15 protein-coding genes are annotated in these 19,640 nt (G+C 71.4%); 7 read left to right on the top strand and 8 right to left on the bottom strand.

The annotated features are described in order from the left end of the window. The first annotated feature begins 140 nt into the window (after nt 1-140). The 6 genes from ACFPCV_RS08910 to ACFPCV_RS08885 are packed head-to-tail and all read left to right on the top strand — an operon-like array spanning nt 141 to nt 6,706. Nucleotides 141-2,162 (top strand): acyl-CoA dehydrogenase family protein, encoded by a 2,022-nt coding sequence (locus tag ACFPCV_RS08910; RefSeq protein ID WP_378055744.1) that lies wholly within the window; start codon nt 141-143, stop codon nt 2,160-2,162. A 39-nt stretch (nt 2,163-2,201) separates the two neighbouring features. Next, a complete protein-coding gene (locus tag ACFPCV_RS08905) occupies nt 2,202-3,152 on the top strand; it encodes an acyl-CoA dehydrogenase family protein (RefSeq protein ID WP_378055567.1) in 951 nt (316 codons plus the stop codon). Then, nucleotides 3,152-4,300 carry an acyl-CoA dehydrogenase family protein gene (locus tag ACFPCV_RS08900; RefSeq protein WP_378055566.1) on the top strand — a complete coding sequence of 383 codons (1,149 nt, stop codon included), beginning with the start codon at nt 3,152-3,154 and terminating at the stop codon, nt 4,298-4,300. The genes ACFPCV_RS08905 and ACFPCV_RS08900 overlap by 1 nt, the downstream gene beginning before the upstream one ends. Beyond that, nucleotides 4,297-5,169: a bifunctional MaoC family dehydratase N-terminal/OB-fold nucleic acid binding domain-containing protein gene (locus tag ACFPCV_RS08895; RefSeq protein ID WP_378055565.1), complete on the top strand. Its 873-nt coding sequence runs from the start codon at nt 4,297-4,299 to the stop codon at nt 5,167-5,169. The genes ACFPCV_RS08900 and ACFPCV_RS08895 overlap by 4 nt, the downstream gene beginning before the upstream one ends. Then, nucleotides 5,166-5,549 (top strand): MaoC family dehydratase, encoded by a 384-nt coding sequence (locus ACFPCV_RS08890; protein WP_378055743.1) that lies wholly within the window; start codon nt 5,166-5,168, stop codon nt 5,547-5,549. Before ACFPCV_RS08895 ends, ACFPCV_RS08890 begins: the two co-directional genes overlap by 4 nt. Then, complete coding sequence (locus ACFPCV_RS08885; protein ID WP_378055564.1) at nt 5,549-6,706, top strand: lipid-transfer protein; 1,158 nt, start codon at nt 5,549-5,551, stop codon at nt 6,704-6,706. Before ACFPCV_RS08890 ends, ACFPCV_RS08885 begins: the two co-directional genes overlap by 1 nt. Nucleotides 6,707-6,712: 6 nt before the next feature. Here the strand turns inward: ACFPCV_RS08885 and ACFPCV_RS08880 are convergent, their stop codons facing one another. Beyond that, a complete protein-coding gene (locus ACFPCV_RS08880; protein WP_378055742.1) occupies nt 6,713-7,771 on the bottom strand; it encodes an alpha/beta hydrolase in 1,059 nt (352 codons plus the stop codon). 49 nt (nt 7,772-7,820) lie between these two features. On the opposite strand from ACFPCV_RS08880, the gene ACFPCV_RS08875 reads away from it, so the two are divergent. Beyond that, complete coding sequence (locus ACFPCV_RS08875) at nt 7,821-8,621, top strand: SAM-dependent methyltransferase (protein ID WP_378055563.1); 801 nt, start codon at nt 7,821-7,823, stop codon at nt 8,619-8,621. A 35-nt stretch (nt 8,622-8,656) separates the two neighbouring features. On the opposite strand, the gene ACFPCV_RS08870 is transcribed toward ACFPCV_RS08875, so the two are convergent. From ACFPCV_RS08870 to ACFPCV_RS08840, 7 genes are all read right to left on the bottom strand, one after another. Continuing rightward, nucleotides 8,657-9,886 (bottom strand): class I SAM-dependent methyltransferase, encoded by a 1,230-nt coding sequence (locus tag ACFPCV_RS08870; RefSeq protein ID WP_378055562.1) that lies wholly within the window; start codon nt 9,884-9,886, stop codon nt 8,657-8,659. A 14-nt stretch (nt 9,887-9,900) separates the two neighbouring features. Next, nucleotides 9,901-11,277 (bottom strand): FAD-binding oxidoreductase, encoded by a 1,377-nt coding sequence (locus tag ACFPCV_RS08865; protein ID WP_378055741.1) that lies wholly within the window; start codon nt 11,275-11,277, stop codon nt 9,901-9,903. Between the two features lie 708 nt (nt 11,278-11,985). After that, nucleotides 11,986-12,795 (bottom strand): hypothetical protein, encoded by an 810-nt coding sequence (locus ACFPCV_RS08860; protein WP_378055561.1) that lies wholly within the window; start codon nt 12,793-12,795, stop codon nt 11,986-11,988. After that, a complete protein-coding gene (locus ACFPCV_RS08855) occupies nt 12,792-14,627 on the bottom strand; it encodes a Xaa-Pro dipeptidyl-peptidase (protein ID WP_378055560.1) in 1,836 nt (611 codons plus the stop codon). The genes ACFPCV_RS08860 and ACFPCV_RS08855 overlap by 4 nt, the downstream gene beginning before the upstream one ends. Nucleotides 14,628-14,681: 54 nt before the next feature. Continuing rightward, nucleotides 14,682-15,836, bottom strand: a complete 1,155-nt coding sequence (locus ACFPCV_RS08850) for an acyl-CoA dehydrogenase family protein (protein WP_378055559.1) — start codon at nt 15,834-15,836, stop codon at nt 14,682-14,684. Further along, complete coding sequence (locus ACFPCV_RS08845) at nt 15,836-17,797, bottom strand: ATP-binding protein (protein WP_378055558.1); 1,962 nt, start codon at nt 17,795-17,797, stop codon at nt 15,836-15,838. Before ACFPCV_RS08845 ends, ACFPCV_RS08850 begins: the two co-directional genes overlap by 1 nt. 2 nt (nt 17,798-17,799) lie before the next feature. Beyond that, on the bottom strand, nt 17,800-19,404 hold the full coding sequence (locus tag ACFPCV_RS08840) for a carboxyl transferase domain-containing protein (protein ID WP_378055557.1): 1,605 nt from the start codon (nt 19,402-19,404) through the stop codon (nt 17,800-17,802). Nucleotides 19,405-19,640 lie beyond the last annotated feature (236 nt).

The following is a 19,640-nucleotide window of genomic DNA, read 5'->3' as shown; positions in this document are numbered from 1 at the left end:
ACGCGTTCCTGCCTGCGGCCCACAGCTTACAGAACCCACGCAGCGGACATGTTACGTCCGTCCACAGCCGGAAAACTAGAACATGTTCTATACTCGGGTGCGTGTCGGTGACCGAGGACCTCCAGCGCGTGGTGCGGGACATGGCCGAGCGTGCTGACACGCTCGCCACGGTGCGTGCGATGGAGACCGAGCCGGACGCGTGGCGGCGCCACTGGCCCGCCGTGACCGAACTCGGCCTGCTGACGATCACCGCCGACGGCGGGACGCTCGCCGACCAGGCCGCCGCGGTCGAGGAGGCGGCGCGGCACCTGGTGCCGGGACCGGTGCTGCCCTCGGCGCTCACGACCGTGCTGCTCGGCTCCCCTGTCGGCATCGCACTGGACGCGGGCGAGGTGACGGTCACCGGCGGCCGCGCCACCGGCACCCTGTCACCGGTGCTCGTGACCGACGGCCCGGTGCTGTTCGGTGCCGGTGGCACCTGGTTCACCGCCACCGCACCGGCGGCACCACTGGCCCCGCTGGACTTCTCGCGCCCGCTCGGCCGCGTCACCCTCGACGACGTGCCGGTCACCGCGACCGGCCTGACGACCACGCACGTCCTCGACACCGCGGCCACCCTGTTCGCCGCGGAGGCCGCGGGGATCGCGCGCTGGTGCCTCGACACCGCGGTGGCCCACGCCAGGCTTCGGGAGCAGTTCGGCAGGCCGATCGGCTCGTTCCAGGCAGTCAAGCACCTGTGCGCGGAAATGCTGTGCCGCACCGAACAGGCCGCCGCGCTCGCGTGGGACGCCGCACGCGGCGGTGAGCTGTCCGCGCCGTCGGCAGCGGCACTCGCGGTCGACGCGGCGGTCGAGAACGCGAAGGACTGCGTCCAGGTCCTCGGTGGCATCGGCTTCACGTGGGAGCACGACGCGCACCTGTACCTGCGCCGCGCGCTCGCGAACCGGCAACTGCTCGGCGGCACCGCCCGCTGGCGCCGGGAGGTGGCCGCGCGGGCGCTCGCCGGGGTGCGGCGCAGCCTCGGCGTGGACACCGACGACGCCGCTCGTGTCCCGGCACGCGAGTTCGCCACGTCGATCGGCGCGCTGTCCCCCGCGGAGCAACGCGTCCGGTTGGCGGACAGCGGATACCTCACACCGCACTGGCCCCCGCCCTACGGGCTCGCCGCCTCGCCCCGCGCGCAGCTGGTGATCGACGACGAGCTGGCCAGGGCCGGGATTCGCAGACCGGACCTGGTGATCGGCGCGTGGGCCGTGCCGACGATCCTCGCGCACGGCACCGAGGAACAGCGGAAACGCTTCGCGGGCCCGACACTGCGTGGCGAGCTGCGCTGGTGCCAGCTGTTCTCCGAACCCGGCGCGGGCTCCGACCTCGCCGCGCTGCGCACGAAGGCGACCCGCGCCGACGGCGGCTGGCTGCTGACCGGGCAGAAGGTGTGGACGTCGCAGGCGGTCGAGGCCGACTGGGCCATCTGCCTCGCCCGCACCGATCCGGCCGCGCCGAAACACCAGGGCATCACGTACTTCCTCGTCGACATGCGCACGCCAGGGATCACGTTGCGGCCACTGCGGGAGATCACCGGCGAGGCCCGGTTCAACGAGGTGTTCCTCGACGAGGTGTTCGTGCCGGACGACTGCGTGGTCGGCGAGGTCGACGGCGGCTGGCGCCTCGCCCGCACCACGCTCGCCAACGAGCGGGTCGCGCTGGGCGCGGGCTCCGCGCTCGGCGAGGGGGTGGAACGCCTGCTGTCGCTGGACATCCCCGACGAGGCCCGCGAACGCGTCGGCGAACTGGTGGCACAGGGCCTTTCGGTGTCCCTCGTGGACCTTCGGGCCACGCTGCGGCAGCTGGCCGGGCGCGGGCCGGGGCCGGAGTCGAGCGTGTGCAAGCTGGTCGGGGTGCGGCACCGGCAGGACGTCGCGGAGGCGGTGGTCGACCTGCTCGGCGCGGCGGGCGCGGCCGTCGACGAGGACACCGGGGGCGCACTGCACGAGTTCCTGCTCACCCGATGCCTCTCCATCGCGGGCGGCACCACGCAGGTGCTGCGCAACGTCATCGGCGAACGGATCCTCGGCCTGCCTCGGGAGCCGGAGCGTGGGAGCGGGGCGCCGTCCGGACTGACGAGCGACCGGGCAGCGCAGGAGGGAAGACGGCGTCTCTAGCGACGAGCGCAGCGACCACATGTGACAGGAGACTTCCCGATGGACTTCGCGTTGGACGACACCCAGCAGGCGGTCGCGGGGCTGGCCCGTGACGTGCTGGCCCGGGAACCCGACCCCGAGTCGGCGTGGAAAGCACTGGGGCAGGCCGGTCTGCTGTCCGGCGAGGGGTTCGGCGTGCTGGAGACCGCGCTGGTGCTGACCGAGGTGGGCCGGGCCGCGGCGCCGCTGCCCGCGTTGAGCACGCTCGCGCTCGGCGTGCTCCCGATCGTCCACTGTGGAGCGGATCGGCACCGGGCGCTGTTGCCGCCCGTCGCCGCTGGCGAGCGGTACCTGACCGCTGCCCTGCGCGGCGAGGTGACCGCCGATCGCGACCGGTTGACCGGCACCGCGGTCGGCGTGCCGGACGCCGCGCGGGCGCACCGGCTCCTGGTGCCCGCCGGGGACACGGTGTTCCTCGTCGCCCCGTCGGACGCCGCGCTGACCGGGACGTACTCGGCGAGCGGCGCACCGGAGCACACCGTGGTCCTCGACGGGGTGCGTGGCGACCGGCTGTGCGACACCGTCGAGCTGCGGCGGTTCGCGCTCGCAGGCGCCTGCGCGTACGGCGACGGGCTCCTCGCGGGCGCGCTGGCGCTGACCGCCGGGCACGTCCGCACCCGTGAGCAGTTCGGCAGACCGCTCGCCACGTTCCAGGCCGTCGCGCAGCAGATCGCGGACGTGTACATCGCGTCCCGCACGCTGCACCTCGCCGCGTGGTCGGCGATCTGGCGCCTCGCCGAAGGCCGCGATCCGGACCTCGACCCGGACGACGACCTCGCGATCGCCGCCTACTGGCTGGCCGAGGAGGCCATGCCCGCCCTCCACACGTGCCACCACCTGCACGGCGGTCTCGGCGTCGACGACAGCTACGCCATGCACCGCTACTACTCCGCCACCAAGGACCTGGTCCGCCTCATCGGCGGCGTCGAGCACCGGCTGGCGGCGGTCTGATGGACCTCGAGCTTTCCCCGGCCCAGCAGGCACTCGCGGCCGAGCTGCGCGCGTACTTCCGCGACCTGATGTCCACGGCGGAGCGCGCGGCGACGCTCACCGACCGGCACGGCGCGGCGTACCGCGCGCTCGTGCGGCGCATGGGCCGCGACGGCTGGCTCGGCGTCGGCTGGCCGACCGAGTACGGCGGCCGCGGGTTCGGCCCGGTCGAGCAGCAGATCTTCGTCAACGAGGCGGCCAGGGCGGACGTGCCGCTGCCGTACGTGACGCTGCAGACCGTCGGGCCGACGCTCCAGACCTACGGAACGCAGGCGCAGAAGGACTTCTTCCTGCCCAGGATCCTCGCCGGTGAGCTCCACTTCGCGATCGGCTACACCGAACCGTCGGCAGGCACCGACCTGGCCTCGTTGCGCACCACCGCGGTCCGTGACGGCTCCACGTACGTCGTGAACGGCCAGAAGACCTTCACGACCGGCGCGCACGACGCGGATTACATCTGGCTCGCGTGCCGCACCGACCAGGAAGCCCCGCGCCACAAGGGCATCTCCATCCTGATCGTCGACACCCGCGACCCCGGGTTCACGTGGACGCCGATCATCACGTGCGACGGCGCGCACCACGTCAACGCGACGTACTACACCGACGTGCGGGTGCCCGCCGACATGCTGGTGGGCACCGAGAACGCGGGCTGGCGGCTGATCACCACCCAGCTCAACCACGAGCGCGTCATGCTCGGCCCGGCCGGGCGGCTCGCCGCGCTGTACGAGCGGGTGCGGGACTGGGCGGCGGCCCGTGACCTGCTCTCCGAACCGGACGTGCGGCGCGCCCTGGGGAAGGCACGCGCGCACGTGCGGGTCAACGAGCTGCTGAACTGGCAGGTCGCCGCGGCCGGTGCGGACGTGTCGATCGCGGACGCGTCCGCGACGAAGGTGTTCTCGTCGGACCGCGCCCAGTGGCTGGGGCGCGCGCTGGAGGAGGTGGTCGCGGTGCACGGCGATCCCGCGGACCCGGCGACCGGACGGCTGCTGCGCTGGCTGGACGTGCAGGCGAAACGCAACCTGGTGCTCACGTTCGGTGGCGGCGTGAACGAGGTGCAGCGCGAGCTGATCGCCACGGCCGGGCTCGGCCTGCCCCGGGTGCCGCGATGAGTGCCATCGAGGCCGCGGCCCGCGAGGTGATGGCCAGGGGCGAGTCCGCGCCACGACGGGGCCGCGATCCCGTCAACCTGCCGATGGCACGCAACTGGCTGGAGGCGCTCGGGGACCGCAGCACCGCGTACACCGAGGTCGCGCCGCCCGCGATGGCGCAGGTGTGGACGATGGGCGGTCTGCACCACGAGCGCGCGGCCGACGACCCGCTCGGTGCGATGCTGGCCGTGCTCGACGAGGCCGGGTACACGTCGATCGTGGCCACCGACTGCGAGCAGACCTACCACCGCTGTCTGCGCTACGGCGAGGAGGTCGCGCTCACGGCCCGGCTGGAGAGCGTCGCCGGTCCGAAGAGGACAGCACTCGGCGATGGCTGGTTCGTGACGACCCGCAACACCTGGTGGGTCGGCGAAGAACCGGTCGCGGAGATGATGTTCCGGGTGCTCAAGTTCGCCCCGAAACCCGCGAAACCGCCGGTGGGACCGGTGATCCGGCCGGTGGTGAACCGGGACACGGCGTACTTCTGGGAAGGCACCGCCGTCGGTGAGCTGCGGATCCAGCGGTGCGGCGGCTGCGGTGAGCTGCGGCACCCGCCGGGCCCGATGTGCCCGTCCTGCAACGAGACCAGGCCCGGTCACGTCGTCGCGAGCGGACTCGGCGAGGTGTACAGCTACGTCGTGCACCACCACCCGCCGGTGCCGGGCCACACACCGCCGTTCGTGGTGGCGCTCGTCGAACTGGAGGAAGGAGTGCGGTTGCTGGCCGAGCTGGCCGTGCCACCGGAGGAGGTCCACATCGGACTCCCGGTGCGGATCGGGTTCGTCGAGGTCGACGACGAGCTGACGATGCCCGTGTGGCGGCGCCGATGATCACCGTCGGCGAGGAGCTGCCACCGCTGTCCATCGACGTGACCCCGACGTTCGTGGTGAGCACGGCGCTGGCGACGCGGGACTTCCAGGACGTGCACCACGACCGCGATCTCGCGGTGCGGCGGGGTTCGAAGGACATCTTCCTGAACATCCTCACCGACACCGGGCTGGTGCAGCGGTTCGTCACGGACTGGGCCGGGCCTGCGGTGCGGGTGAAGAAGATCGCGATCCGGCTCGGGGTGCCCTGCTACGCCTACGAGACGCTGACGTTCACCGGCCGGGTCACCGAGCACGACGGCAACGAGTACGTCGTCGCGGTGGCCGGCCGCAACAGCCTCGGCGACCACGTGACCGGCACCGTGCGGATCGAGGTGCCGTGATGGACGCAGCGATCGTGGGCATCGGCGCCACGGGGTTCTCGAAGGACTCCGGCCGCAGCGAACTGCGGCTCGCGGCGGAGGCGGTGAAGTACGCGCTCGCCGACGCCGGACTGAGACCGTCCGATGTGGACGGACTGACGACGTTCACCATGGACGGCAACGCGGAGGTGGCGGTCGCCCGCGAGCTGGGCATCCCGTCGCTGTCGTTCTTCTCCAGGGTCGGCTACGGCGGCGGCGCGGCCTGCGCGACGGTGCAGCAGGCGGCGATGGCGGTCGCGACCGGCATGGCGTCGGTGGTGGTGTGCTACCGCGCGTTCAACGAACGTTCGGGCAGCCGCTTCGGCCGGGTGCAGACCGCGGCCGCGGCGGCCCCCACCTCCAGCGGCCTGGACAACAGCTGGCACTACCCGATGGGCCTTGGCACCCCGGCGGCGTCGGTGGCGATGTTCGCCCGCCGCTACATGCACACCTACGGTGCGACGAGCGAGGACTTCGGCCGGGTGGCGGTCGCGGACCGGCGGCACGCGGCGACCAACCCCAAGGCGTGGTTCCACAACCGCCCGATCACGCTGGCGGACCACCAGTCGTCGAGGTGGATCGCGGAACCGCTGCGGCTGCTGGACTGCTGCCAGGAAAGCGACGGCGCGGTCGCGCTGGTGGTGACGTCGCTGGGACGGGCCGCCGACCTGCCGCACCGGCCCGCCCGCATCGCGGCCGCCGCGCAGGGGGCGGGCGGCGACCAATTCACGATGCACAGCTACTACCGCGCCGACCTGACCGGGCTGCCGGAGATGGGCCTGGTCGCGGAGCAGCTGTGGCGGCAGAGCGGCCTTGGCCCGCAGGACATGTCGGTGGCGGTGCTGTACGACCACTTCACCCCGTTCGTTCTGGTGCAGCTGGAGGAGCTGGGTTTCTGCCCACGCGGCGAGGCCCGCCACTTCATCGCGGACGGCGCACTCGAACTCGACGGCCGCCTCCCGACCAACCCCCACGGCGGCCAGCTCGGCGAGGCGTACATCCACGGCATGAACGGCATCGCGGAGGCCGTCAGGCAGGTCCGCGGCACGGCGGCCAACCAGGTCGCGTCGGTCGGGAACGTGCTGGTCACGGCAGGTACGGGGGTCCCGACGAGCGCTCTGGTGCTGACCACTGCCTGAGGACCGTCAGCCGCCCTGCCCCAGCGGCGCGTGGTCGCCCAGGAACTCGTCCAGGCGCGCCCACGTCGTGCTCCTGGCGCGGCGTCCGGCCAGCACACCGAGGTGCCCGCCGGGCGCGACCTCGAAACGGACCTGTGCCGCGTTGTCCAGCACGTCGACCAGCCGCCGCACCGCCCGCTCCGGGGCGATGCTGTCGCCCTCCCCCGCCACCACCAGGACCGGCACCTTCACCTCGTGCAGCGAGATCCGCCTGCCGCCGAAGTCCACCTCGCCGTTCGACAGGTCGTTGGACCGGAAGAACCGGTGGTACATCTGGCCGAACGTCCGCCCGGGGTAGGCGATCATGTTGTCGGTGAAGCGGTCCACCGCCTCGATCTGCGCCAGGAAGTCCCGGTCGTCCAGGTGGGACAGGATGGCGTAGGGCTTCGTGACGACCTTGTCGATCGCCGACAGCTGGAACACCCGCTTCACGAGCGCGCGTGGTGCGCCGCCCAGCGCGCGGTACACCGGGGTCAGTATCCAGCCGTTCGTCACGTCGACCAGCGGCTTGATCGGGGCCACCAGCGGGATCGCGGTCATGTCGATCGGGGCGGCGACCGTCGCGATCGACGCGATCGGCAGGTCGGCCCGGTCGGCGTGGGTCAGCAGCGACAGGATGCCGCCGAGGCACCACGCGACCACGTGCACCGGTGCGCCGCCCGCGTCCCTGCTCACCGCGCGGATCGTGCGGGGCAGCACCTCGTCGATCCAGTGTTCGAGCCCCAGACCGCGGTCGGAGAACCGTACGCTGCCGTAGTCGACCAGGTAGAGCCGCCTGCCCGCGTCGACGAGGTGCTCCGCCAGGCTGCAGCCGCGGCGCAGGTCGAAGCAGTAGGCGGGCACCGCGAGCGGCGGCACCAGCAGCACCGGCTCGCCACCGAGCAGGCGGTCGTGCGCGACGAAGCGGTACACCGAGCGGTTCGGGCCCTTGTCGATGAGCACGCGGGGCATCGGCCGCAGGTCGGCGACGCCGCCACGCAGCACCATGTCCACGACGTTGGCCGAGGCGGCGGACAGCGACATCATGCCGTCATACTGCCTCGTCACGGCCCTGTTGTCGCATAGCATCGGGTGCATGACTGGTGACCGCCCGAGTTGGGCCCCCGAGTCGATCGACCTTGACCGCCCCAACGCCGCGCGGATCTACGACTACCTCCTTGGCGGCGCCGCGAACTTCGAGCAGGACCGGGTGTTCGCGGCGAAACTGCTCGAGGTCATGCCGCTGGCGCGGTCCGCTGCCCGGCTCAACCGCGCGTTCCTGCGGCGGGCGGTGCGGTTCTGCGCCGAGCAGGGCATCCGGCAGTTCGTCGACATCGGGTCGGGCATCCCGACCGCGGGCAACGTGCACGAGATCGCGCAGGCGGCCGACCCCGGCGCGCGGGTGCTGTACGTGGACAACGAGCCGGTCGCGGTCACCCACAGTGACCTGCTGCTGAAGGACACCCCCGGCGCCGAGGCCATGCTCGGCGACCTGACCGACCCCGGCCCGGTACTGGCGTCGCCGCTGATCGACTACTCGCGGCCGGTGGCCCTGCTGATGGTGGCGGTGCTGCACTTCATCCCGGACTCGGCCGAACCGCACGACGCCGTGGCCCGGTACGTGTCGGCGCTGTCGCCGGGCAGCTTCCTCGTGCTGTCGCACGGCGTGGAGAACCCGTCGCTGGAAGGGCGCGCCGAGGTGGACCGGCTGTACCAGGAGTCGAGCACCCCGGGGGTGCGCAGGACCCCGGACGACATCACGCGCTTCTTCCACGGGCTGGAGTTCGTCGAGCCCGGCCTGGTGTGGACGCCGGAGTGGCGACCGGACTCGCCGGAGGACGTCGGCGAGCACCCGGAGGCGTCGCTGGTCTTCGCGGGTGTGGCCCGCAAACCCTGAAGGGCACCCTCGTGCGGGCGCCCTTCAGGGACCGCTCACCACTCCGGGCGTAGCGGCATGTGCGACCGCACCCCGTCCAGCTTCACCGCGAGCACCTGGTGCAGCTGGATGTTGTTCTCCTCGAAGCCGAGCCGCGAGCCGGCCATGTACAGCCGCCACACGCGGGCCCGGCCCTCACCGACCTCGCGCACGGCCTCGTCCCAGTGCTCGTCGAGGTTCGCGCACCACGCGGTCAGCGTCTTCGCGTAGTGCTCACGCAGGTTCTCCTCGTGGCGGACCTCGAACCCGTGGTCGTGGATGGCCGAGATGATGTGGCCGGGACCGAGCAACTCGCCGTCGGGGAACACGTAGCGGCCGAAGAACCCCGTCACCCGCGCGCCGTGGGTGTTGTCGGGGCGGGTGATGCAGTGGTTCAGCAGCCTGCCGCCCGGGCGCAGCCTGTCGTGCAGCGACCGCACGTACGCGGGCAGCTCGGCCTCGCCGACGTGCTCGGTCAGTCCGATGGAGCTGATCGCGTCGAAGCCGTCCTCCGCCACGTCGCGGTAGTCCAGGTGCCGGATCTCGGCGAGGTCGGTGAGCCCCGCCTCGGCGATCTTCTTCTGGCCCCACTCCGCCTGTTTGCGGGACAGGGTGACCCCCAGCGCCCGCACGCCGTAGTGCTTGGCGGCGTGCAGCACCATGCCGCCCCAGCCACAGCCGACGTCCAGCAGCCGCATGCCTTCCTTCAGGCCGAGCTTGCGCGCCACCAGGTCGTGCTTGGTCCACTGCGCCTCCTCGAGCGAGGAGTCGACGTCCGGGTACACCGCACACGTGTACGCCATCGACGGGCCGAGCACCCACTCGTAGAAGCGGTTGGACACGTCGTAGTGGTGCGAGATGACTTCCTGGTCGCGGCGCTTGGAGTGCCGTCTGCCGCGCACCCGCGCCTCCACCGCCGGGTGCGGCACCGGCCACCACAGCCGTGACCAGCCCAGCTTCAGCAGCAGCTCCGCCTGGATCTTCGGCGGCAACGAGTCCAGTGTCAGCGCCGCCATGTTCCGCAGCGCGGTGTACATGTCGCCGTGGATGTCCAGCGCCCCGCTCACGTAGGCGCGTGCGAGCCCCAGCTCACCGGGCGCCGACGCGATGTGGGACAACGCGAGCGGGGATTTCACCTCGATCCGCACCGGCGCGCCGCGTACCCCCGCCCGGCTCCCGTCGTACCCGGTGAACTCCAAGGGAGCGTTCCGCCCCACCGCACGCTCGATGATCTCCGCCAGCCGCATGCCGCTCCTCCCCATCACTTGTTCCGCACGACTTTCGAGTACAGGTCGGGGAGCCGCCGGTCCGGGTCGTAGGTGTCCTTGAGGCGCCGGTAGGTCTCCCCGTCGTATGCCACCCAGAACTCATCCTCATCGAAGTACGATGTGGAGTACAGCGACTTGTGCCCGCCCAGCTCGGTGACCTTGCGCTCGATCCGCCGGTTGTGGGTGCCCTCGGGCTCGTCCGGTCCCAAGGGGACGGTCGCCCAGAAGCCGGCGTTCACGTACAGGCGGCCGGGTTTCATCGGGTACAGCGGCCAGCCGGTCTGCTCGCGCAGCTTCAGCGGGCACAGCCAGACCGGGCTGATGCGGATCTCCTCGGCGAAGAACCGGAGGAACTCGGCGAGCCGCTCCACGGGTATCTCGACGTCCTGGATCACCGGTTCCCGAGCGGGTTGGCGGGCCAGCCGGTACACCCGCCCGGACAGGTCGTGCCGCCGGTCGAGCGCGACGATCCTGCGGTACACGTCGGAGCGCAGGTAGCGGCGCGGCCACAGGCGGCGGACCAGCGGGTGCTGCGCGCCGAGGGCCTTGGAGCACCAGAACCAGTCGGTGTCCCAGCGCCACAGGTAGTCGCGGATCGTGAGGTGGTCGGTGACGCGGTCACGGATGGACTTGTAGAAGATCTGCTGCCCGGTGTAGTCGGACAGCGATGGCGCGGTGTCGGCGTAGCTGCCGAGCGTCAGGTACAGCTCGGTGCCGCCGAACGCGACCCCGTCGAGGAAGTCGACGGGGTCGTCGCGGTAGGTGCCCGCGGCGCAGATGTCCTCGATGGCCCTGGCGCAGTCGGCGGCGTCGGTGAACCGGACGTGCCGCAGCCGCACGTACGGCTTGACCCGCTCCAGCTCGATGCGCAACCGCAGCGCGTAACCGAGGGTGCCGTAGGAGTTGGGGAAGCCGCGGAACAGGTCGGCGTGCTCGTTGTCCGGGGTGGCGGTGACGACGTCGCCGGACGGGGTGAGGATGTCCATCTCCAGCACCGACTCGTGCGGCATCCCGTTCCGGAAGGACGTCGACTCGATCCCCAGCCCGGCGACCGCACCACCGAGCGTGATGGTCTTCAGCTGCGGCACCACGTGCGGGATCAGGCCGTGCGGGAGTGTCGCGTCGACCAGGTCCTCGTAGGTGGTCATGCCGCCGACGTCCGCGGTCGTGCCGCTGACCTCGATGACGCCGGAGAAGGCACTGACGTCGAGCGCTTCCCGGCCGGGCGGCTCGCGGAACCGGAAGAGGTTCGAGGTGGGCTTGGCCAGCCGGATCGGCGCCCCGTCCGGCCGGGCGACAAGCTGCGCGCGGAGCGCGTCCACTGCGTGGTCGTGGGAGATCCGTGCAGGTGAGCGGGTCACACTTCCGATGCTATCCCTGATCGAGGTCCCGGACCTGATGGCTTTCTCACTCGCCACGAAACGACGACTCGGTGTGTCGTGCCGGTCTCCGGGGTCTGCTGGTCGGGGTTGCCTGTCTGGGGGTTTGGTCCTCGCCGGACGGGCAGGTCTCCCGGGTCAGCTGCGGTTGACGTTGTGGGTTTGTCCTCGCCGGACAGGCAGGTCTCGGGGGTGGCGGAGGGGGTTGTTCGGCGGCGGTTGGGTTCGGGTCTGCCTGCCATCCCGTCGACCTCCCAGGGGCTATCACACCGCGCCAAGGGGGGCCGATTCGTGCCTGTTGTGATTCGGCCGTTTGGCCCCCCTTTGACGCGGTGTGATCGGGCTTCGCCAGGTCGACGGGATGGCAGGGAGCCCCTTTGGGGTGGGCTTGCGCCACCGTCGGGGTTGCGTGGGGTTGCGGGCCCGCTGCGCGGGCAGGTTTCCCGCTTCGCGGGCCGGGCGCGGAGCGCCCTGGCTTTGGTGCCGTGAAAGGCGCGTTGACGGCATCCGGGATGCCGTCAATGGGCCGTTCACGGCGCTCAACGCCGTCAATGTGCCATTCACGGCACTGGTAATGCCGTGAACGCGCCTTTCACAGCACTCACCAGGCCGTCGTGCTGTGGACGACCCGGATTCCACCGGCCGGTTTTGTCGGTGGTGTCCGGTAGCGTGGTTCGAGGGGGCCGGCGGCCAGCCGCCTCACGGTCCGGTCTGGGTCTGGTATTCCTCGAACAGGTTCTTCATGTAGGCCAGGAACAGGCCCGCCATGCCGAACACGCCGGTGATCGGGTTCAGTTCGGCGAAGCCGTACGCCATCTCGCTGCCGCGGTACGACGGGGCCGACTCGCCGACGTCGGTGAACCAGTCGTAGAACGGCACGCGGGCCGGCGCCAGGCCGGGGTGGATCAGCGGGCCGTACACCGCCAGCAGGTCGAGTGCGAACGGGCGGTTTCGCAGCGCCCACCGGTACATCTCCGAGAACTGGTAGAACCGCCGCTCCACCGCCGTGGGCGGCACGCCGTGGGACTTCGCCAGTTCGTCGCCGTACTCCGTCGACGCCTGTTCCGCCTCGCTCCACGCGCGGTCGTGTGCCGCGCGGGTCGTGAGCTGGCCCGTCGACAGCCTGGTCAGGTAGCTCGCCCACTTCGCGGAACCCGGGTTGCCGCCGGTGTCGCCCGACCAGCCCAGCGCGATCGCGATGCCCCGCTGGATGCCCTCCACGATGCCCGCGTCCACGTACGACACCCACGTGTCACTGGCGCCGAGGCCGCGGTCGCGGAAGAAGGTGATCACGCCCTCGATGTTGCGCCACCGGTCGCTCGCGCCCAGTGCGGCGGCCGGGCCGGACTGCATGTCCCGCACGAAGTCCAGGCGGTCGGCCATCGGCATCGCGTTGATCTCGGCGACCGTGCAGTCCAATGTGGAGGTGCACGGCGGTGCCGCGACCGCTGCCGGTGCCAGGCCGGTCAGCGTCGCCAGTGACAACAGGACGACCAGCAGCCGCTTCACAGCCGGCCCCCGACCACGGGCAGGGTCACCGAACTCCTGCCCGGGTTCACCGTCAGTTGCGTTCCCGGCTGTGGGCGCAGCGTGAAGTGCATGTCCGTCGACACGATCACCAGGCCGATGCGGTGCCCGGCCGGGAACACGTAGTCGTCCGACTCGAGCGGCCACTCGAACGTGTACTCCTTGCCCTGCACGATCGGGGTGCTCCGGTCGACGTCCTTGCGGTTCTGCACGTCGGTCCACCCGCGCGTCACCATCGTGTGGCCGTCGGGGCCGTAGTCGACCAGCACCGCCGTCAGGTTCGCCGCGTACCGGTTGTCGACGGACGCGCGCAGCGACACCGATGGGGTGCCGCTCAGGTGGGTGTCGCTGGCCAGTGGCGCGGACAGGTAGGCCAGCCGGTTCGGGTTCGGCGACGACGGGTTCGGGAGCAGCGCGACGTCCGTGTCCAGCGTGCGACCGGAATCCACGAACGACTGACGGGGGCCGCCACCCGTACGCCCCAGCGCACCCGGGTCGGTGGCGGACGGTGACGACAGCCGGAGCTTCGTGTCGCGGGCGCCGGGCGCGGGCCAGTCCGCGTACTTCTCGTACGTGCCGTCCGGGCGCTGCACGTCCGCGCGCGGCTCGGTCATGATCCCGTTGCGCACGCCGAACAGCCAGTGGTCCATCCACCGGTTGAGGGTCCGCTGGTAGTCGGCCACACCGGGACCGCCGTGCCCGCCCTTGTGCAACCAGATCTTGCGTGGCACGTCGTACCGCTCCAGCCGCGACCACCACGACGAGTACGCCGTCGGCATGACGTTGTAGTCCTCGAGCCCGTGCACCACGAACACGCTCGCCTCGATCCCGCGGGCGCGGTGCAGGTAGTCCCGCTCGTGCCAGTACGCGTTGTAGTCACCGGTGGTCCGATCGGCGTACTGCAGCAGCGCGTCGGTGACGTGCGCGCACTTCTCCACGCGCCCGGGGCCCTCCACGTAGTACCCGAGCACGTCGAGGTCCTCGCCCTGGAAGGCGTTGCGCCCCCGCCCGGACATGCTCGAGTGCGGCGCCCGCACCAGGCCGTTCGCCCGGTAGTAGTCGTACCAGCTCGCGATCGCCGACACCGGCACGATCGTGCGCAGCCCCTCGACACCGGTCGTGGCCACCTGGTTGGGCAGCGTGCCGTTGTAGGACACCCCGGTCATGCCGACGTCGCCGGTGGTCCAGTCCGCCTCGACCGGCTCGCCCGCCTCCGTGTACGCCTTCGCCCGGCCGTTGAGCCAGTCGATGACGGCCTTCGTGCCGAGCGTCTCCTTCATGTCACCGACCGTGGGGCACCCGTCCGAGAACCCGGTGCCGATCGACTCACCGAGCACGACCGCGTACCCGCGCGGCACCCAGTAGTTGTCCAGCGACCCCGGCAGGTCCGGCCGCGGCGCGGCGGCGGCGCCACCGGCACGGGCGGCGTGCGGCTGGATGCCTTCCTGCGGCAGCACGGAGAAGTCCACGTTGTGGTTCTGGCCGCCGCCGGTGTTGTAGCGGTACGGGCTGTGCTCGAAGATCACCGGCACCCTGATGCCCTGTGTCTCGGTCTCCCCCGGCCGCGACAGCCGCACCCGGACGCGGTCGCGCACCCCGTCGAGGTCGCTGTCGACCTCCGTCTGCACGAACAGCGTCTCCTCGACCGCGTTCGCGAGGTCGAACTGGGGCACGCTGACCCCGTCCTCGATCTTCAGCCAGGGTGGTGGAGTGGGGCGGCCAGGCGCGGGAGCGGCCGTGGCGGCGGGGGTGACCACGGCGAGCGGCAACGCCGCCGTGAGCACGAGCGTGACGATCCGGCGGGACGCGCGCATGGAGCCTCCGTACGACGCAGCAGGGCGGAAAGCGTCGTCATCGTACCGCCGCGATCAGCGCAGACCCAGCTCACGAGCGATCAGCATCCGCTGCACCTCGCTCGTGCCCTCGCCGATCTCGAGGATCTTCGCGTCGCGGTAGAAGCGGCCGACCGGGTACTCGTTCATGAACCCGTAGCCGCCGAAGACCTGCGTCGCGTCGCGGGCGTTGTCCATGGCCGCGTTGGAGCTGACGAGCTTGGCGATCGCCGCCTCCTTCTTGAACGGTTCACCGCGCAGCATCTTCGCCGCCGCCGCGTAGTAGGCGAGCCGCGCGGTGTGCACGCGGGCCTCCATGTCCGCGATCTTGAACTGGATGGCCTGATAGCCGCCGATCGGGTGGCCGAACGCGCTGCGGTCGTGGGCGTACCGCACGCTCTCGTCGACGCAGCCCTGCGCCAGGCCGACGGAAAGCGCCGCGATGGCGATCCGGCCCTCGTCCAGGATGGACAGGAACTGGGCGTAGCCCCTGCCGCGCCGGCCGAGCAGGTTCGCCACCGGCACCTGGCAGTCCACGAAGGACAGCTCGTGGGTGTCCGAGCAGTTCCAGCCGACCTTCGAGTAGCTCTTGGACACCGAGAACCCCGGTGTGCCGGAGGGCACGATGATCGCCGAGATCTCCTTGCGGTTCTCGGAGGTCCGGCCGGTGACCGCGGTGGCGGTGACGAGCCCGGTGATGTTCGTGCCGGAGTTGGTGATGAACGCCTTCGAGCCGTTGAGCACCCAGTTGCCGTCCCGTTCGACGGCGGTGGTCAGCGTCGCGCCCGCGTCGGAGCCGCCGCCGGGTTCGGTGAGCCCGAAGGCGCCGAGCAGCTCGCCGGTGCACAGCTTCGGCAGCCACTCCCGCTTCTGTTCCTCGGTGCCGAACCGGAAGATCGGCATGGCGCCGAGCGACACGCCTGCCTCGAGGGTGATCGCGACCGACGAGTCGACGCGCGCCAGCTCCTCCAGCGCGACGCACACGGCGAGGAAGTCGCCACCCATGCCGCCGTACTCCTCGGGGAACGGCAGGCCGAACAGGCCCATCCGGCCCATCTTCGCCACGATCTCGTACGGGAACTCGGCCTTCTCGTACAGGTCGCCGATGACCGGCGCGACCTCCTCGCGCGCGAACTCCTCGACGGTCTTGCGGAGGGCCTCGTGCTCCTCGGTGAGCCGGAAGTCGATCATCACTGCTCCTCTTGTGGGGTCACCACGGCAAGGGGTTGGTTCAGCGCGACCTGTTGGCCCGCGCGGACGTGCAGTTCGGTGACCACGCCGTCGACCGGCGCCGTCACGGTGTGCTCCATCTTCATCGCCTCGACGACGACCAGCGGCGCCCCGGCCGCGACGACGTCGCCCGCCGCGGCCTTCACGACCAGCACGGTGCCGGGCATCGGGCTGGTCACCGGCCCGCCGCCGGCAGCGGCTGTGGCACTGCTCTCCAGCAGCGAGTGCTCGTCGACCGACCAGGTGCGGCCGCCCGTCGCGAGCCACAGCGTGGCGCCGTCCCGCGCGCGCAGGAACGTGGTGGTGCGGCCGCCGAAGGTCACGGTGAGCCTGCCCCGGTCCCGGCGCGCGGACGCGGCCACCGGCTCGCCCGCACCGACCACGACGGAGGCCGCGGCGGGGGTGCCGGTGACGCGGACGGTCTCCTCGCGGTCACCGCAGACCAGCTTGAACGGGGTGGCGACGGGGCCGCCGAGCCGCCAGCCGCCTGCGAGGTCCCACGGGTCGACCACCGCACCGGTGGGCTGGAGATTGGTCAGCTCGTCGAGCGCGGCCGCCGCGAACACCACGTCGGGCACGTCGGCCGCGACGAGCGCGTCGAGCTTGCGCTCCACCAGGCCGGTGTCCAGCCGCCCGGCGACCACATCCACATCGGACAGCAGCGCGCGCAGGAACGCCACGTTGGTGCCGACCCCGAGTACGGCCGTCTCGCCGAGCGCGGAGGACAGGCTCCGCAACGCCGACGAACGGTCCGTGCCCCACGCGATCACCTTGGCCAGCATGGGGTCGTAGTCAGAGCCGACGACGGTCCCCTCACGCAGTGCGGAGTCCACGCGCACCAGCTCATGGGACGGTTCGGTGATCGCGAGCACCCGGCCACCGGTCGGCAGGAAGCCCCGCGCGGGATCCTCCGCGTAGACCCGTGCCTCCACCGCGTGCCCGGTCAGCTCCACATCGGACTGACCGATCCCGAGGGACTCGCCCGCCGCGACCCGGATCTGCTGCTCCACCAGGTCGATCCCGGTCACCATCTCGGTCACCGGGTGCTCGACCTGCAGGCGGGTGTTCATCTCCATGAAGAAGAACTCGTCCGGCCGGTCGGTCGACACGATGAACTCGACGGTGCCCGCGCCGGTGTAGCCGACCGCGCGGGCGGCGGCCGCGGCGGACGCCCCCATCCTGGCCCTTGCCTCGGCGTCGAGCAGCGGCGACGGCGCCTCCTCGATGATCTTCTGGTGCCGCCGCTGCAGGCTGCACTCGCGTTCCCCGAGGTGGATCACCGAGCCGTGCCCGTCGGCCAGCACCTGGATCTCGATGTGCCTGGGACTGGCGACGAAGCGCTCTACCAACAGGGTGTCGTCGCCGAACGAACCACGGGCCTCCCGGCGCGCCGACTCCAGCGCGGCAGGCAGGTCGGCGGGTGCCTCGACACGCCGCATGCCCTTGCCGCCGCCACCCGCGGAGGGCTTGACCAGCACCGGGTACCCGACCTCGGCGGCGGCCGCGACCAGGTCCTCGTCGGACATGCCCAGCTCGGTCCGCCCCGGCACGACCGGCACCCCGGCCGCGCTGACGGTCTGCTTCGCGCGGATCTTGTCGCCCATGGCCTCGATCGCCGCGGGCGGCGGGCCGACGAACACGATCCCCGCGTCGGCGCAGGCACGCGCGAACGCGGCGTTCTCCGCGAGGAAGCCGTACCCGGGGTGCACGGCCTGCGCGCCGGTCGTGCGCGCGGCGGCCACGATGTCCTCGATGGACAGGTAGCCGCCGACCCGCACCGCCTCGTCCGCCTCCGCGACGTGCCGGGCGTCCGCGTCGGCGTCGGTGTACACCGCGACCGATCGGATTCCCATGCGGGACAACGTGTTCGTCACGCGGATCGCGATCTCGCCGCGGTTGGCGACCAGTACTGTGTGGAACATGCTCACATCCTGAATACGCCGTAGCGGACGGGTTCCAGGGGCTTGTTCGCCGCGGCGGACAGGCCAAGCCCGAGCACCATCCGCGTGTCGGCCGGGTCGATCACGCCGTCGTCCCACAGCCGCGCGGTCGAGTAGTACGGGTGGCCCTGGTCCTCGTACTGTGCGCGGATCGGCGCCTTGAACGCCTCCTCGTCGGAGGCGGACCAGTCGTCGCCGAGCTGGTCGCGCCGCACCGTCGCCAGCACGGAAGCGGCCTGCTCGCCGCCCATCACCGAGATCCTGGCGTTGGGCCACATCCACAGGAACCTCGGCTCGTAGGCCCGGCCGCACATGGAGTAGTTGCCCGCGCCGAACGAGCCGCCGATGATCACGGTGAACTTCGGCACCCGCGCGCACGCGACGGCCGTCACCATCTTCGCACCGTGCTTGGCGATGCCCGAGGTCTCGTAGTCGCGGCCGACCATGAACCCGGTGATGTTCTGCAGGAACACCAACGGAACGCTGCGCTGGTCGCACAGCTCGATGAAGTGCGCGCCCTTGACCGCGGACTCGCCGAACAACACGCCGTTGTTCGCGACGATCCCGACCGGGTGGCCGTGGATGCGGGCGAACCCGGTGACGAGCGTGGTGCCGTACTCCTTCTTGAACTCGCGGAACCGGCTGCCGTCGACCACCCGCGCGATGACCTCGCGCACGTCGTAGGGGGTGCGGGAGTCGGCCGGGACCACGCCGTACAGCTCGGCGGGGTCGGCGGCGGGCTCCTCGACCGGCGCGACCTCCCACGGGCGCGGCGGACGCGGGCCGAGCGTGGAGATGATCGAGCGGACGATCCGCAGCGCGTGCGCGTCGTCCTCGGCGAGGTGGTCGGTGACCCCGGACTGTCGCGAGTGGACGTCGCCGCCACCGAGCTCCTCGGCCGTCACCACCTCACCGGTCGCGGCCTTCACCAGCGGCGGCCCGCCGAGGAAGATCGTGCCCTGGTCGCGGACGATCACGGCCTCGTCGCTCATCGCGGGCACGTACGCGCCACCGGCGGTGCAGGAACCGAGCACGGCGGCGATCTGCGGGATGCCGCGCGCGGACATGTTGGCCTGGTTGAAGAAGATGCGGCCGAAGTGCTCGCGGTCGGGGAACACCTCGTCCTGGCGCGGCAGGAACGCGCCGCCGGAGTCGACCAGGTACACGCACGGCAGGTTGTTGTGCAGCGCCACCTCCTGCGCACGGAGGTGCTTCTTGACGGTGACCGGGTAGTAGGTGCCGCCCTTGACCGTGGCGTCGTTGGCGACGATCACGCACTCGCGGCCGGACACCCGGCCGACGCCGGTGATGATCCCGGCCGCGGGCGCCTCGTCGTCGTACATGCCGGTCGCGGCCAGCGGGGACAGTTCGAGGAACGGTGAGCCGGGGTCGACCAGCGACTCGACCCGGTCCCGCGGCAGCAGTTTGCCCCGGTCGAGGTGCCGCTGCCGCGCCCGTTCACCACCACCGCGCGCGGCGGCGACGGTGCGGGCACGCAGATCGTCGACGAGCGCGGCGTGCTCCTTCACGTACCGCTGGTACGCGGGGTCACCAGGGTCGACCCCGCTCCCCAGCACGGGCGCGTCCATCTCACTCCGCTCAGGTTAGCCATCGTTAACATGAGCGATGTTATCCCCGTCCAGCGCACCCGTCCAGCCGGTGCCCGGTTCGCCTTTACTCACGCTCATGGCGGAGCCCGGGTTGCCGTTTGGGGGTTGTCGTCGCCGGACGGGCAGGTCTTTGGGGTGACGGAGGGCTTGCGCCACCATCGGGGTTGCGCGGGCCGGGCGCGGCGCGCCCTGGCTTTGTGCTGTGAAAGGCGCGT

The sequence above is a fragment of the Actinophytocola glycyrrhizae genome (assembly GCF_042653545.1).
Taxonomy (GTDB): domain Bacteria; phylum Actinomycetota; class Actinomycetes; order Mycobacteriales; family Pseudonocardiaceae; genus Actinophytocola; species Actinophytocola glycyrrhizae.
This window is presented reverse-complemented; position numbering and strand designations above follow the sequence as displayed.

What these genes read in the sequence shown, in the direction of transcription:
- ACFPCV_RS08910 (WP_378055744.1), top strand. Translation starts at nt 141, where the DNA reads ATGGCCGAGCGTGCTGACACGCTCGCCACGGTGCGTGCGATGGAGACC.
- ACFPCV_RS08905 (WP_378055567.1), top strand. Translation starts at nt 2,202, where the DNA reads ATGGACTTCGCGTTGGACGACACCCAGCAGGCGGTCGCGGGGCTGGCC.
- ACFPCV_RS08900 (WP_378055566.1), top strand. Translation starts at nt 3,152, where the DNA reads ATGGACCTCGAGCTTTCCCCGGCCCAGCAGGCACTCGCGGCCGAGCTG.
- ACFPCV_RS08895 (WP_378055565.1), top strand. Translation starts at nt 4,297, where the DNA reads ATGAGTGCCATCGAGGCCGCGGCCCGCGAGGTGATGGCCAGGGGCGAG.
- ACFPCV_RS08890 (WP_378055743.1), top strand. Translation starts at nt 5,166, where the DNA reads ATGATCACCGTCGGCGAGGAGCTGCCACCGCTGTCCATCGACGTGACC.
- ACFPCV_RS08885 (WP_378055564.1), top strand. Translation starts at nt 5,549, where the DNA reads ATGGACGCAGCGATCGTGGGCATCGGCGCCACGGGGTTCTCGAAGGAC.
- ACFPCV_RS08880 (WP_378055742.1), bottom strand. Translation starts at nt 7,771, where the DNA reads ATGATGTCGCTGTCCGCCGCCTCGGCCAACGTCGTGGACATGGTGCTG.
- ACFPCV_RS08875 (WP_378055563.1), top strand. Translation starts at nt 7,821, where the DNA reads ATGACTGGTGACCGCCCGAGTTGGGCCCCCGAGTCGATCGACCTTGAC.
- ACFPCV_RS08870 (WP_378055562.1), bottom strand. Translation starts at nt 9,886, where the DNA reads ATGCGGCTGGCGGAGATCATCGAGCGTGCGGTGGGGCGGAACGCTCCC.
- ACFPCV_RS08855 (WP_378055560.1), bottom strand. Translation starts at nt 14,627, where the DNA reads ATGCGCGCGTCCCGCCGGATCGTCACGCTCGTGCTCACGGCGGCGTTG.
- ACFPCV_RS08850 (WP_378055559.1), bottom strand. Translation starts at nt 15,836, where the DNA reads ATGATCGACTTCCGGCTCACCGAGGAGCACGAGGCCCTCCGCAAGACC.
- ACFPCV_RS08845 (WP_378055558.1), bottom strand. Translation starts at nt 17,797, where the DNA reads ATGTTCCACACAGTACTGGTCGCCAACCGCGGCGAGATCGCGATCCGC.
- ACFPCV_RS08840 (WP_378055557.1), bottom strand. Translation starts at nt 19,404, where the DNA reads ATGGACGCGCCCGTGCTGGGGAGCGGGGTCGACCCTGGTGACCCCGCG.